At 62.3% G+C, this 14,083-nt stretch carries 11 protein-coding genes; 9 read left to right on the top strand and 2 right to left on the bottom strand.

Translation table 11 applies throughout. The features are described from left to right. Nucleotides 1-3: 3 nt before the first annotated feature. Both NKF26_RS15835 and NKF26_RS15830 read left to right on the top strand, forming a co-directional pair. Nucleotides 4-2,502 (top strand): ribonucleoside-diphosphate reductase subunit alpha, encoded by a 2,499-nt coding sequence (locus NKF26_RS15835; RefSeq protein ID WP_253234564.1) that lies wholly within the window; start codon nt 4-6, stop codon nt 2,500-2,502. A gap of 31 nt (nt 2,503-2,533) precedes the next feature. Next, nucleotides 2,534-3,526, top strand: a complete 993-nt coding sequence (locus NKF26_RS15830) for a ribonucleotide-diphosphate reductase subunit beta (protein ID WP_253228418.1) — start codon at nt 2,534-2,536, stop codon at nt 3,524-3,526. A 9-nt stretch (nt 3,527-3,535) separates the two neighbouring features. Here the strand turns inward: NKF26_RS15830 and NKF26_RS15825 are convergent, their stop codons facing one another. Then, nucleotides 3,536-4,012 carry an acyl-CoA thioesterase gene (locus NKF26_RS15825; protein WP_253228417.1) on the bottom strand — a complete coding sequence of 159 codons (477 nt, stop codon included), beginning with the start codon at nt 4,010-4,012 and terminating at the stop codon, nt 3,536-3,538. A 113-nt stretch (nt 4,013-4,125) separates the two neighbouring features. Here NKF26_RS15825 and NKF26_RS15820 point away from each other — a divergent pair, with 113 nt between their 5' ends. Next, a complete protein-coding gene (locus NKF26_RS15820; RefSeq protein WP_253228416.1) occupies nt 4,126-4,512 on the top strand; it encodes a hypothetical protein in 387 nt (128 codons plus the stop codon). On the opposite strand, the gene NKF26_RS15815 is transcribed toward NKF26_RS15820, so the two are convergent. Next, nucleotides 4,509-4,715 (bottom strand): hypothetical protein, encoded by a 207-nt coding sequence (locus tag NKF26_RS15815; protein WP_253228415.1) that lies wholly within the window; start codon nt 4,713-4,715, stop codon nt 4,509-4,511. The genes NKF26_RS15820 and NKF26_RS15815 overlap by 4 nt on opposite strands. 206 nt (nt 4,716-4,921) lie before the next feature. Between NKF26_RS15815 and NKF26_RS15810 the strand changes: the two genes are divergently transcribed. From NKF26_RS15810 to NKF26_RS15785, 6 genes are all read left to right on the top strand, one after another. Next, on the top strand, nt 4,922-7,540 hold the full coding sequence (locus tag NKF26_RS15810; protein ID WP_253234563.1) for a heavy metal translocating P-type ATPase: 2,619 nt from the start codon (nt 4,922-4,924) through the stop codon (nt 7,538-7,540). A gap of 120 nt (nt 7,541-7,660) precedes the next feature. After that, entirely contained in the window at nt 7,661-8,032 is a 372-nt protein-coding gene (locus NKF26_RS15805; protein ID WP_066138832.1) for a helix-turn-helix domain-containing protein, read from the top strand. Then, nucleotides 8,029-8,301: a hypothetical protein gene (locus tag NKF26_RS15800; RefSeq protein WP_066138829.1), complete on the top strand. Its 273-nt coding sequence runs from the start codon at nt 8,029-8,031 to the stop codon at nt 8,299-8,301. Before NKF26_RS15805 ends, NKF26_RS15800 begins: the two co-directional genes overlap by 4 nt. Nucleotides 8,302-8,332: 31 nt before the next feature. Next, the gene (locus NKF26_RS15795) at nt 8,333-10,705 is read left to right on the top strand and encodes an N-6 DNA methylase (RefSeq protein ID WP_253234562.1); all 2,373 of its coding nucleotides are present in this window, start codon (nt 8,333-8,335) and stop codon (nt 10,703-10,705) included. 140 nt (nt 10,706-10,845) lie between these two features. After that, complete coding sequence (locus tag NKF26_RS15790) at nt 10,846-11,955, top strand: cation diffusion facilitator family transporter (RefSeq protein ID WP_253228412.1); 1,110 nt, start codon at nt 10,846-10,848, stop codon at nt 11,953-11,955. Between the two features lie 291 nt (nt 11,956-12,246). Then, nucleotides 12,247-14,079: an SLC13 family permease gene (locus tag NKF26_RS15785; protein ID WP_253228411.1), complete on the top strand. Its 1,833-nt coding sequence runs from the start codon at nt 12,247-12,249 to the stop codon at nt 14,077-14,079. The last annotated feature ends 4 nt before the right edge of the window (nt 14,080-14,083 follow it).

The following is a 14,083-nucleotide window of genomic DNA, read 5'->3' as shown; positions in this document are numbered from 1 at the left end:
TTTATGAGCCACCAATCAACAGCGACGACGACGGACGCTCGGTCGATTCTGGACCGAGCACGAACGGGCCACGAAACGATACTTTCGGCGGACGACTGGGACGACATCGTCACCGAAATCGAGCGGAACTCCTACGACGGCGCGAGCACCGACGAACTGTATCAAGCCGTCGTCGACGCGCTCTCCGCGCGCGTCGAACGCGACCCGACGTTCAAGAGAATCGCCGCGGCCGCGGCGCGCCAACGGTACTACCGCGAGGTTATCGGCGAGGATTTGGAAGGGTACGAACTGGACAAGGAGTACCGCTCGACGTTCATCGACAACCTCGAACGCGGCGTCGAAATCGGCCGTCTGGATCCGCGACTGACAGAAACCTTCGACCTCGAATCGCTGGCCGACTACCTCGAACTGAGCCGCGACGAGCGGTTCGAGCACATGGCGATGGACACGCTGATTCAGCGGTACTTCCTCAAAACCGAGGAGAACGGCGAGCACCTCGAACTGCCGCAGGCGTTCTGGATGCGCGTCGCGATGGGATTGGCGGTCGAAGAGGACGAACCGCAGCGCCGGGCCGAGGAGTTCTACGACGTCCTCTCGAAACTGGAGTTCACCCCATCGACGCCGACGCTGTTCCACAGCGGGACGACCCACCCGCAACTGTCGTCGTGTTACCTGACGACGGTCTCGGACGACCTCGAACACATCTTCGAGTCGTACAAAGGCCACGCACAGCTTTCGAAGTGGAGCGGCGGCCTCGGCAACGACTGGACCAACCTCCGCGCGGGCGGCGCGCTCATCGAATCGACGGGCGTGGAATCCACCGGCGTCGTGCCGTTCCTCCGCATCAGCAACGACGTGACGGCGGCGATAAACCGCTCCGGAAAGCGGCGCGGGGCGGCCTGTGGCTACCTCGCCTGTTGGCATCTGGACTTCCCCGCGTTCATCGACCTGAAACGGAACACGGGCGACGAGCGCCGACGCACGCCGGATATGAACACGGCGGCGTGGATTCCGGACCTGTTCATGAAGCGCATCGAACAGGGGGAGAAATGGACGCTGTTCAGCCCCGACGAGGTCCCCGACCTCCACGACCTGTCCGGTGCCGCCTTCGAGGAGAAATATCTGGAGTACGAAGCGATGGCGGACGAGGGCGAGTTCCGGCAGTACGAGCGCGTCGATGCCGAGGAACTGTGGCGCAAAACCCTCACACGATTGTTCGAGACGGGCCACCCGTGGCTGACGTTCAAGGACCCGTGTAACGTCCGCTCGCCGCAGGACCACGTCGGGACGGTTCACTCCTCGAACCTCTGCACCGAAATCACGCTGAACACGAGCGAGGACGAACACGCCGTCTGCAACCTCGGCAGCGTGAACTTCGTTACGCACGTTTCGGATGGCGAGAGCGCGGAACAGCGTTCCGCGGAGACCGAGCGGTCGGAGTCGACCGCGAGGCTCGATCGCGAACACCTCGCTGACACCATCGAGACCGCCATGCGGATGTTGGACAACGTCGTTGACCTCTGTTTCTACCCCACCGACGAGGCCGAGGAGTCGAACATGCGACACCGGCCGGTCGGACTCGGAACGATGGGATTCCACGACGCGCTGATGGAACTCGGAATCCCGATGGACTCCGAAGAGGGTATCGAGGCCGCGAACCGCTGGCAGGAGTTCGTCTCCTACCACGCCATCCTGAACTCCTCGAAACTCGCCGCCGAGCGGGAACCCTACCCGTCCTACGACGGTTCGAAGTGGGACCGAGGCCTGCTCCCGCAGGACACCGTCGATTCGCTCGAAGCGGAACGAGGGAGGGAGATTCCGACCAATCGCGAGGAGACCCTCGACTGGTACGTCGTCCGCGAACACGTCGAAGAGCACGGAATGAGAAATTCGAACACGATGGCCATCGCGCCGACGGCCACGGTTTCGACCATCAACGGAACCACGCCGTCCATCGAACCGCAGTACTCGAACCTCTACGTGAAATCGAACATGTCCGGCGAGTTCACTGTCATCAACGACCACCTCGTTGACGACCTGCAGGAAATCGGCGAGTGGGACGAGGAGATGGTGGACCGGATCAAGTATCACGACGGTTCGATTCAGGAGATAGACGCCGTTCCGGACGACCTGAAGGAACTGTATCGCGGCGCGTTCGAGATCGACCCACGTCACCAACTCGAACTGACCGCCCACCGGCAGACGTGGATCGACCAATCGGTCTCGCACAACGTCTTCTTCCCGTCCACGGACGGTACGCTCCTCGACGACGTGTACAAGACCGCGTGGAGGTTGGGCCTGAAGACGACCTACTACCTGCGGACGCTCGGCGCGTCGGGCATCGAGAAATCCACGCTCGACATGGCCGAGTACGGCAAGAGCCAGCACCGGGACGAGTTCGGAGCCGACGAAGCCGAAACCGACGGCGGACAACCGGCGGACGAAACGGACGGGAAGGACCTCTGTACCGTCGAAGATCCGACGTGCGACGCCTGTCAGTAATCGACCACACGAACACCATTTCAACCCATCCATGCCACTCATCAACAACGACGCCGAACACGACCCGAACAGGATACTCCCGCTGGACTACGACTGGGCTCGCGACTACTACCAAGCGGGCGTCAACAACAACTGGGTTCCCGAGGAGATTCCGATGCAGGACGACATCTCCCAGTGGAACGGAAACGCCCTCTCGGATGCCGAGCGCCAACTCGTGGAGTGGAACCTCGGCTTCTTCTCGACGGCCGAATCGCTCACCGCGAACAACATCGTCCTCGCGCTGTACGAGTACGTGACCGCGCCCGAGTGCCGTCAGTATCTCCTCCGACAGGCGTACGAGGAGGCGATTCACACGGACACGTTCATCTACTGCTGTGACTCGCTCGGCTTCGACCCGGACTACCTGTACGGGATGTACGAGCGGGTTCCCTCCATCGAGGAGAAAGACGAGTTCGTGGTGGACCTGACGCGGGCCATCAACCGCCCGGATTTCACCATCGACACCGAAGACGACGTCCGCGAATTCCTGCGCGACCTGGTCGGCTTCTACGTCATCATGGAAGGCGTCTTCTTCTACGCTGGGTTCGCCATGATGCTCGGGCTGAAACGCCAGAACAAGATGGTCGGCATCGGCCAACAGTTCGAGTACATCATGCGCGACGAGTCGCTCCACGTCGGCTTCGGCGTGGACCTCATCAACGAGATTCGGGCCGAGAACCCCGGCGTGTGGACCGACGAGTTCGGCGACGAGGTGACCGAACTCATCATCGAGGCCGTCGAATTGGAGAAGATTTACGCCTACGAGGCGTGCCCCGACGAAATCCTCGGCATGAGCGCCGAGCAGTTCGCCGAGTACGTCGAACACGTCGCCGACCGTAGGCTCGGACAGTTGGACCTCCCGGAACAGTACGGCACCGACAACCCGTTCCCGTGGATGTCCGAACAGGTGGATCTGAACAAGGAGAAGAACTTCTTCGAGACGCAGGTCACCGAGTATCAGAGCGGCGGATCACTCGACTGGTAGCTGCTGTTCTTATTGGGGCGCGCTAAGCGACGTTCGGCGCTTTTCGCGGCGACGAAGCGCGTCGTCGCGCAGGGTTTTCTGGTCGTCGGTCGGGCAGTCGAGGTCCGGGACCGACGCCGGTCGCTCGTCCTCGTCGAGCGCGACCATGGTGAAAAACGACGTCGCGGTGTCCCGCTTCTCGTTCCGACTTGGCCGTTCGGCGCGGACCGTGACGACGACGTCCATGCTCGTCTTCCCGGTTTCGAACACGTACCCTTCCACGGTCACGATGTCCCCGAGGTCGATGGGGCCGAGGAAATCGACGTGATCCATCGACGCCGTCACGACCTGCCGCCGTGAGAATCGGCGGGACGAAATCGCGGCGCAGATGTCCATCCAGTGGAGTACCGACCCGCCGAGCGCCCGCCCGAGGTTGTTCGTATCGTTCGGCATCAGGATTTCGCTCATGACCGTGTGGGATTCCGAGAGGGTCTCCGTTTCGTTCATCGAGCGGATGTACACGATGCCCACAGATAAACCATCTGTACTTGCGTTATTGAAAGTTCATTTGCTTTCGCGGCCGTCTCACTTATTCACCCCCACATCGTGCGGGTGGACGGATGTGGGGAGATAAGACCATCATCGCGGGGGCACCGCTCGGCGCTTGGTTGCTCGTCGCGCCGTTCGCGGTGTACGGAGAAATGCTCGCGCCGAACTTCTGGAACGACATCATCGTCGGCACGGCCGTGCTGATTCTCGCTTTGTACGGGATGATCTGTATCTGGCGCGAAAAACGAGTCAGCATCGCTGCGGGAATACTCCTCGCCTTGCTCGGGTTGTGGCAGGTGACGCGTCCGTTCCTCGTCGCAACCACCGGGCCGGTTCCCCGGTGGGGCGACGCGGCCATCGGCGTCCTCCTCTGTTTCCTTGGCGGCCGCGTCATTCGGGAGGCGCGTCGTTCGATGCGAATCGATCAACCGACGCGAAGCGAAGTCGGCGGGGACTAGGAGAATCGGGCCGTCGAATTGCCACGACGTGACGTGGCGTTCACCGCGGCCGCGTACCACGGCGGTCGGCGAATTCTCGCCGTCCCGATGTCAGCGACGTCGAACGTCTCGGTTCGGTGAATCGTCTCGCCGTCGTTCGTCCCGGATACCTCGAATCGGTAATGATGGACGACGCCCCACATGTCGATGACGGCACGACGCATCAAGGGAAATGAAATCTATATGATGTAAAAAGATACGGAACAGCCGAGACGGAGACAGCAAGAAAGGATATTTCCGGATAGAGTTTCTGCGGCGGTGTCCATTCCCGATTCGACATTACTATCGAAGGTTTCCACCCCCACAATTCCCACTTTCTAAACGGCAACGTGAATGAACCCGGATCCCGTATGAATGAACAAGAGCCACAATGACGGAAAAAACGCAACTCGAAATCAGAGGAATGAGTTGCGCGAACTGTTCAGGAACGGTCAGCGAGGCGTTGAACGCGCTCGACGGCGTCCGGGAGGCGAACGTCAACTTCGCCACGGACGAGGGAACCGTCGAGTACGACCCCGAGGTCGTCTCGCTGGCTGATATCTACGCGGCCATCGAGGACGCCGGATACGACCCAGTTCGCGCGAGCACGACCATCGGCATCACGGGGATGTCCTGTTCGAACTGCGCGGAGACGAACGAGACGGCCCTCGAATCGGTGCCCGGCGTGGTGAACGCCGACGTCAACTACGCCACCGACGAGGCGAGCGTCCAGTACAACCCCGCGCAGGTGAGCCTCTCGGACCTCTACGACGCCGTGGAGGACGCGGGCTACGACCCGGTTCGAGAGGAGGGCGCGGAGGAAGAAGCGGAGGACGCCCGGCAGGCCGCCCGCCACGACGAGATTCGAAAGCAATTTCGTCTGCTGATTTTTGGGGTGGTTTTCGCGATACCGCTCGTCTTCTTCATGTTCGAGCACCTGTTCTTCCCGGATCTGATCGGGGAGACGCTCTTCGGAATCGACGTCGCGGTGGTGCAGTTCGTCTTCGCCACGCCCGTCCAAATCTGGCTGGGCAAGGAGTTCTACGGGAACGCCTACAATGCGCTCGTGAAGAACCGGACGGCGAACATGGACGTGCTCATCGCATTGGGTTCGACTACGGCCTACGTCTACAGCGTCGCCGTGATGCTGTCGCTCATCCCGGGTGGAACCTACTTCGACAGCGCGGTGCTCATCCTCGTGTTCATCACGCTCGGCAACTGGCTCGAAGCCCGGTCGAAAGGCCAAGCCAGCGACGCGCTCCGCGAACTGCTCGAACTGGAAGCCGATACGGCGACGGTCATTGGGAACGATGGCGAGGAGAACGAAATCCCCCTCGAAGAAGTCGAGGAGGGTGACCTCCTGCGCGTGCGCCCCGGCGAGAAAATCCCGACCGACGGGGTGGTGGTCGAGGGCGAAAGCGCCGCCGACGAGTCGATGGTAACGGGCGAGTCCGTCCCTGTAGAGAAGACCGAAGGCGACGAGGTCATCGGCGCGACCATCAACGAAAACGGCGTGCTGACGGTTCGCGCGACGAAGGTCGGCGAGGAGACCGCACTGCAACAAATCGTCGGCATGGTGAAGGAGGCACAGGCCCGCCAGCCCGAAATCCAGAACCTCGCCGACCGCATCAGCGCGTACTTCGTCCCGGCGGTCATCACGAACGCGCTGGTCTGGGGCGTCCTCTGGTTCCTCTTCCCCGAAACGCTGGCCGGGTTCGTGAACGCCCTGCCGCTCTGGGGACTGGTCGCTGGCGGTCCGAGCGTGGCCGGTGCCGCAGGCGCGACCGGCGGCGTCACGACCTTCGAGTTCGCCGTCGTCGTCTTCGCCAGCGCGGTGCTCATCGCCTGTCCGTGTGCGCTCGGTCTGGCGACCCCGACGGCCACGATGGTCGGGACCGCTATCGGCGCGCGCACCGGCGTCCTGTTCAAGGGCGGCGACGTGCTGGAGCGCGTGAAGGACGTCGAGACGGTCGTCTTCGACAAGACGGGGACGCTGACGAAAGGAGAGATGCGCCTGACAGACGTGATAGCGATTCCGAGCGAAGACGGGGACGGGGCGACGATGGCAGACGGCGGGGCACAGGTAGCCGATTCGGCGGGGAGTGCCGCCGAATCGAGGACCGAGGCGTTCGTCCTCTCCGCGGCGGCCAGCGCGGAACGCGGGAGCGAACACCCACTCGCACAGGCCATCGTGGCGGGTGCGGAGGAACGTGACGTCGAACTCGAAGACCCGAGTTCGTTCGAGAACGTCCCCGGCCACGGGATTCGTGCCGAGACGAGTCACGGAAACGTCCTCGTTGGGAACCGAAAGCTTCTGCGCAACGCCGGAATAGAGGTCGAACCGGCCGAGGAGACGATGGAACGACTCGAACGCGAGGGGAAGACGGCGATGTTGGTCGCGGTTGACGACTCGCTCGTCGGCGTCGTCGCCAACGCCGACGAGGTGAAAGAAAGCGCGAAGGAAGCCGTCTCCGACCTCCGGGAGCGCGGGTTGGACGTGCACATGCTCACCGGCGACAACGAACGGACCGCCCGTGCCGTCGCCGAGCAGGTCGGCATCGACCCCGCGAACGTTCGCGCCGAAGTGCTCCCCGACGAAAAGGCCGACGTCGTCGAGGACGTGCAGGACGGCGGTCGAAACGCGATGATGGTCGGGGACGGCGTGAACGACGCCCCGGCGCTCGCGGCGGCGTTCGTCGGCACCGCCATCGGAAGCGGTACGGACGTGGCCATCGAGGCGGCCGACGTGACGCTGATGCGCGACGACCCGCGCGACGTGGTGAAGGCGATTCAAATCTCGGCGGGCACCCTGTCGAAGATCAAGCAGAACCTCTTCTGGGCGCTCGGCTACAACACCGCGATGATCCCGCTGGCCTCGCTCGGCCTCCTGCAACCCGCGCTCGCGGCGGGGGCGATGGCGTTCTCCAGCGTGAGCGTCCTGACGAACAGCTTATCGTTCCGGCGGTACGTTCCGGACCACGACTATCGATTCCTGGGCTTCCTGCGCTGAACAGCGGAAAAGGTGGTGTTCGTCGCGGTATCGTCCGTCGATTTTCGATGATTCTCAACAGCTGAGAACCGTTTCAGCAGTCGAACGAATTATGTGCCGAGCAACGAAAGGTTCGATTGAATGGTGCGGGATTTGGCAGACGACACGCCCGATTTACAGGACGTTCTCGACGCCCTCGATGACCCCGCATGTCGACGGATAATCATGGAACTACGTGAACCGATGACGGCACGAGAGGTCGCCGACGCCACGGATATCCCGCTTTCGACCCTCTACCGAAAGCTCGACCTGCTGAGCGAAGCCGCACTCGTGGCCGAAGAGACCGAGATTCGAGAGGACGGCCATCACACGTCTCGCTACCGGATCACTGTCGAGTCGGTGAACATCTCCATAACCGAGGACGGCGGCTTTCAGGTCACCATCGACCGGCCGCCGAAGACCACCGACGAACGCCTCGAACGGCTGTGGACGGAGATACGGAAGGAAACATGAACCTCACGATACTCATCATCACCCTCAAAACGCTCACGCTCCTGCTCGGCGGTATAATCACGTTTTTCGCGTTCAAAGCGTACCGCCGAACCGAACTGCCAGCGCTCAGGTCGCTCGCAATCGGGTTCGGTGTCGTCACTCTCGGAGCCTTCGCCGCGGGCGTGGCCGACCAAGCGTTCAGCGTCAATCAGGACTTCGCGCTCGTCATCGAAAGCACGCTAACCGTGCTCGGGTTCGCTTCGATAGCGTACTCACTGTACGCGGAATAGACTTATCCTACTGCGGGGAGTTGTGAAACTAATGGCTCCGCGCAGGAGCGAACCATCCGTCCCCGAACTCCCGGGCGAAACCGTCCGGCAGGCCCTCGAACTCGTCACCGACGATTTGGTTACTGATTCCGAAGCGACAGCGACGAGTTTACGATCCGCATTCGACGCGGCCCTCGTCGGCGTGTTCGGCCGTCTCGTGGACGAATTTTCGGACATACGAGGGGTCGACCGACCGCCGTTCGCAACCAGCGACGAACTCCGAACGGAGCGAGCGCGGTTCGAAGCCCTATCGGCGGGGGCGAGCGAACGACTCGACGAAACCATCGGGTCGCTGGCGTTCGACTCGTTGTCGTTTCGGCAGGTGAGCGGTCTGTACGAACGGTCGCTCGATTACGAACCCGAACACACCGGTGATGGAATTCGGCTCTCTGGTGACGCGACACGACGGGCCACCGTCGGTGCGTACTACACGCCGGACGCCGTGGTCGAGTACACGGTTTCGCAGGCGCTCGACGGGACGGAGGACGCCCGGCTCATCGACCCGGCGATGGGGAGCGGGAACTTCCTTACCTGTGCCATCGACCGGTTGGCACGAGGGCGTGACGAACCGCGAGCGCAAGCGCGACGGTTCGTCGCCGAGAACCGCATTTTCGGGATGGATCTGGACCCGCTGGCGGTCGAACTCGCCCGAACCGCCGTCTGGTTCGAGACGGGCGTCTGGCCGGACGAAACCTTACGGGTCGGCGACGCGCTCGCCGCCGACCCCGAATGGTTCGAAGGTCGAACGTTCGAAGCCGTCGTGGGAAATCCACCGTACGTTCGAAGTCGCCACGTTTCGACGGGGAGGAAAGCGGACCTTCGAAAGCGGTTCGACACCGTAACCGGGGCGTTCGACCTGTACGTAGCGTTCGTCGAACGCATGGCGGAACTCGGCGAACGGGTGTCCTGTATCGTCCCGAACAAGTGGACGACGGCGCGATACGGGCGCACGCTGCGTGACCACCTGCTCGACCGGCATCGAATCGTGGAACTGCTCGACGTGTCGAACGCGTCGGTGTTCGCCGACGCGAGCGTCTACCCGGTGGTCCTCACGTTCGATGCCGATTCGGGACCGACCGAGACGATTTCGGTTCGGCAGGCTGATACAAACATAATCCCGGACGAATCGCCGCAGGCAACCCTCTCGCAGTCGTTCGTGAACTGCCTCGGTGGTCGGGTGATTCCGGTCGGCATCGACCCCGAATTCGCGTCGCTCGCGGAGCAACTCTGTCGGGAGTTCGAAAAGCTCGGAACGTACGTCACGATGACCGAGGGTATCCACACCGGAAACGTCCGCGAGAAACTCGTCGTCGATGAACCCGGACCGGACTGTGAGCCACTCGTCGGCGGGGGGGACGTGTCACGGTACGGGTTGGAGTGGGACGGGGACTGGATTCGGTTCGATCCGTCGCTCATCGGCGACGGGGAGTACGGGTCGCTGCGCGACCGTTCCGTCTTCGAATCCGAAAAGCTACTGCTACGGGACATCAGCGAGCGTCCCGTTGCGACCTACGACGGGAGCGGGATGTACGCGCTCAACACGCTCTACAGCGTTCGCTCACGCGCCGATCCATCGGTCGATTCCCGTCCTGAACTCCCGCTTCGGTACCTCCTTTCGGTCGTCAACTCCGCCGTCTCCGGATGCTGGTTCCAGCAGGTGTACGGCGGCACTCACGTCAGTGGGGGATATCTCAGGTTCAAACCGATGTTCACGACGCAGCTTCCGATACCCACCGGGGAGGGTGAGCGCGACGAACTGGTCGAGTTGGCGGAGCGACTGGAGGAGCTTACGGAGACACGGGCGGAGATGGAGACACGACTGCCGAAATCGCTCGACGGTCCGCGACTCGGGAACTTCGTTCGGCGGATCGATGACGGCTCGATACTTACCGAGACGACGGAAACACGGGAACGACTTCGGGTCGGATCGGTGTCGGTCGAAGACGAGGGAGGTGAACTCGTGTTCTGGGCCACGGCGCGCTACCGCCCCGCCGAGGAGTGTGAGACCGATTCGTGGGGATTCGTGGAGACCGAATCGATCCGAGCACTCGTCTTCGACGGTGCGAACGACGGCGGATTAGAGCGTAACGAGTGGCGCGACGTCCTCAGGTGGTACGTCCCGCAATTCGTGGAAAGCGAGGCGTTTACCGAGGAAGCGATGAAGACCATTTCGCCGCTCGACCGACTCGAAGCCGTTCGATTGCCGTCGTTCGACGTGGCAACGGCGTTCGCGGAGACGTGTCGGTCGGCGGCGCAACTGGACGCGAAAATCGAACGAACGGACGCGGAAATCGACCGCCTCGTCGCACGAGCGTACGGACTCTCGGACGACGAAATCGCGCTGATCGAGCGACTCGTGGACTGAATCGCCGATACACGCTGATGTTTCTCCCGTTTGTTACGCAAAGAATTATTAACTGAAGATCGCATAATTACTAGAGACAACCATTCAAACCCCGTTTGATGACAGGGGCATTAATATTTGAGAGGTGACTCCGCTTGTACATGAGCGATCACTCGCACGGTCACGGGCACGACCATGGGCGGGAGGACCACGGTCACAGCCACGACCACGAGGATGACGGACATAGCCACGATAGTGGCCACGACCACGATCATAGTCACGGTGGTCACGAGAGCGACGAAGAGGGTGACGGACACGGACACGACCACAGTCACGATCATGGACACGGCCACGCTCACGCACACGGGAGCAGTTCGGAGGGACGACGGACGGCGCTGAAAATCGCGCTCGTCATCAACACCGCGTTCTTCGTGGTGGAAATCGCAGGCGCGCTGTACGCCAACTCGCTGACGCTGTTCGCGGACGCCGCGCACATGCTCACGGATTCGGCGAGCATCTTTCTCGCGCTGTTCGCCGCGTGGATCGCGACCCTCGACGCCGACTCGAAGCGGACCTACGGTTATCAGCGCGCCGAAATTCTCGCCGCGCTGGCGAACGGTATCTTCCTCGTCGTCATCGTCATCTACGTCGCCTACGAGGCGATTATGCGGTTCCAAGACCCACAAGCCGTCAAACCGCTCCCGACCATCGCCGTGGGTATCGTCGGCCTCTTCGCCAACCTCGCCGGTGCGTACGTCCTCCACGGCGGCCGCGACAGCCTCAACATCGAAGGCGTCTATCTGCACCTGCTGACCGACGCCGCCGGGAGCCTCGCCGCCGTCGCCCTCGGTATCGGGCTGTACGTCTCCGACGCCTACATCCTCGACCCCATCTTCAGCCTCGTCATCGCCGCACTGGTGCTCTACTCCGCGAAGGACCTCCTCATCGAGAGCGTCAACATCCTCCTTCAGGGGACGCCGTCCAGCGTGGACGTGGACGACATTTCCGAGACGCTCCGCGGTCTCGACGGCGCACTCGACGTGCACGACGTGCACGTCTGGGCGCTCACCAACCGCAGTCTCGCCTGTAGCGCTCACATCGTCGTCGCCGACGACGCCGACCGCGACAACGTTCTCGACGAGGCCCGCCATCAACTCAACGAACGACACGACATCGGCCACGCCACCATCCAGATCGAATCCGAGAGCGGCGACTGTGAAACCGCCGACTTCGACTGTTATCCCGCGGGCGAAACCGGCCACGCGGTCTGAACACGCGGTCTGGATCGGAGAACGGGCGGTTCCGAAGCGAAAAATCGAACGGGGGTGTTTTTCGATGCATTCTACCGACCACCGACGGCGTCGCCGACGCGAAGTTCGGAGAATCCCGCCAACGGTGGAAAACACGACGAAGACGGCGACGGCGAGACCGAGCGTGGGGAGCACTGGAAACGCCATGGAACAAACAACAGAGATGACACTAAAATAATTTTTAGTGGCTACTGAATGGTTCCTCATAAGTTATCAGCAACCTTTTTTACATGGAAATCCGTATACGACGGTATGATGCAGACTGGGTTGGTGGGCGTGACGCCGGATATGTTGGTCGTGTTTGCGGTGGTTATCCTCGCATTGGTGCTCTTTGCGACCGAACTGCTCCCCGTCGACGTGACCGCGATTCTGGTGATGGTGACGCTCATGGTGCTCGAACCGTGGACGGGAATCAGCACGACGGAGGGGATTTCCGGGTTCTCCAACGAGGCGACCATCACGGTGCTGGCGATGCTCATCCTGAGTGCGGGCGTCAGTCGAACCGGCGTCGTCCAATTGCTCGGCAGTCGACTCGCGGATTTCGCGGGTACGGACCTCAGAAAACAACTGTTCGCCACCATCAGCGTCGCCGGACCGGCGTCCGGGTTCGTGAACAACACGCCCGTCGTGGCGATTTTGGTTCCGGTCATCACCGACCTCGCACACGAGGGGAAGACCTCGCCGTCGAAATTGCTCATTCCGCTCTCCTACGCCTCGATGCTCGGTGGAATGCTCACGCTCATCGGCACCTCGACCAACATCCTGGCCAGCAACGTGGCGGGGCGACTCGCGACGAGAACCGGCAATCCCTCGCTCCACACCTTCTCCATGTTCGAGTTCACCGGACTCGGACTCGTCGTCCTCGTCACCGGTGGCCTCTACCTGCTGTTCGTCGGCCATCGACTCCTTCCGGAACGCGTCCCGCCCGAGGAGGACTACATCGAGGAGTACGAGATGGGCGACTATCTCACGGAAATCGAAGTCGCCGAGGGGTCACCGTTCGTCGGGGAGACCGTCGAGGACGCTATCGACGAAGCCGCCTTCGACGCCGAAATCATCCAACTCGTCCGGGGCGACGAGACGTTCATCGAACCCATCGGCCAGAAGACGATCCGGGCGGGCGATCACCTCACGCTCAGAATCGACAGGCGAACGCTGGAAACGCTCACGACGCTCGAACACGTGGCGCTCGTCGGGACGCCGACGGAGGCCGAAATCGACCCCGGTACGGAACAGACGCTCGTGGAGGTCGTGATTCCCTCCGGATCCGAACTCGTCGGCGACACGCTGTCGAGTTCGGCGTTTCGGGAGCGGTACAACGCCGCGGTCCTCGCGTTCCGGAGTCGCGGCGAACTCATCCACGAGCGTCCCGAGGAGGTGACGATTCGCGTCGGCGATACGCTCCTCGTGCAGGCGTCGGCCGACAGCATCGACCGACTCGCGGCGAACCGGGACTTCATCGTCGCCCATCAGGTGAGCGACCCCGATTATCGCACGGAAAAGATTCCAGTCGCACTCGCCATCGTCGTCGGCGTCGTCGCGCTCGCCGCACTCGGCGTGTACCCGATCCTCGTCACGGCACTCGCGGGCGTGGTGGCGATGGTTGCGACCGGCGTCCTGAAGGCGAGCGAGTTGTACGAAACGGTCGAGTGGAACGTCATCTTCCTGCTCGCTGGCGTCATCCCGCTGGGAATCGCGCTGGAGAACTCCGGCGGCGCGGAACTGCTCGGCGGCCTCGTCGCGACCAGTGCGAACTACGTCCCGATCGTCGTCGTGCTCTGGATATTCTACATCGCCACCGGACTCATCACCGAGGTCATCAGCAACAACGCCAGCGTCGTCCTGATGATTCCCGTGGCGGTCGAAGCGGCGACCCGCATCGGCGCGAACCCGTTCGCGTTCGTCCTCGGGGTGACGTTCGCCGCCTCGACGAGTTTCCTCGGTCCGGTCGGCTACCAGACGAACCTGTTCGTGTACGGCCCGGGCGGCTACAAGTTCACGGACTACTTCCGTATCGGCGCACCGCTTCAGTTGCTCCTGTCGGTCGTCACGGTCGGCGGTATCGTGGCGTTCTGGGGACTCTGAGGTG

The organism is Haladaptatus sp. AB618, assembly GCF_024136965.1.
Classification (GTDB): domain Archaea; phylum Halobacteriota; class Halobacteria; order Halobacteriales; family Haladaptataceae; genus Haladaptatus.
This window is presented reverse-complemented; position numbering and strand designations above follow the sequence as displayed.

What these genes read in the sequence shown, in the direction of transcription:
- NKF26_RS15835 (WP_253234564.1), top strand. Translation starts at nt 4, where the DNA reads ATGAGCCACCAATCAACAGCGACGACGACGGACGCTCGGTCGATTCTG.
- NKF26_RS15830 (WP_253228418.1), top strand. Translation starts at nt 2,534, where the DNA reads ATGCCACTCATCAACAACGACGCCGAACACGACCCGAACAGGATACTC.
- NKF26_RS15825 (WP_253228417.1), bottom strand. Translation starts at nt 4,012, where the DNA reads ATGAACGAAACGGAGACCCTCTCGGAATCCCACACGGTCATGAGCGAA.
- NKF26_RS15820 (WP_253228416.1), top strand. Translation starts at nt 4,126, where the DNA reads ATGTGGGGAGATAAGACCATCATCGCGGGGGCACCGCTCGGCGCTTGG.
- NKF26_RS15815 (WP_253228415.1), bottom strand. Translation starts at nt 4,715, where the DNA reads ATGCGTCGTGCCGTCATCGACATGTGGGGCGTCGTCCATCATTACCGA.
- NKF26_RS15810 (WP_253234563.1), top strand. Translation starts at nt 4,922, where the DNA reads ATGACGGAAAAAACGCAACTCGAAATCAGAGGAATGAGTTGCGCGAAC.
- NKF26_RS15805 (WP_066138832.1), top strand. Translation starts at nt 7,661, where the DNA reads ATGGTGCGGGATTTGGCAGACGACACGCCCGATTTACAGGACGTTCTC.
- NKF26_RS15800 (WP_066138829.1), top strand. Translation starts at nt 8,029, where the DNA reads ATGAACCTCACGATACTCATCATCACCCTCAAAACGCTCACGCTCCTG.
- NKF26_RS15795 (WP_253234562.1), top strand. Translation starts at nt 8,333, where the DNA reads ATGGCTCCGCGCAGGAGCGAACCATCCGTCCCCGAACTCCCGGGCGAA.
- NKF26_RS15790 (WP_253228412.1), top strand. Translation starts at nt 10,846, where the DNA reads ATGAGCGATCACTCGCACGGTCACGGGCACGACCATGGGCGGGAGGAC.
- NKF26_RS15785 (WP_253228411.1), top strand. Translation starts at nt 12,247, where the DNA reads ATGATGCAGACTGGGTTGGTGGGCGTGACGCCGGATATGTTGGTCGTG.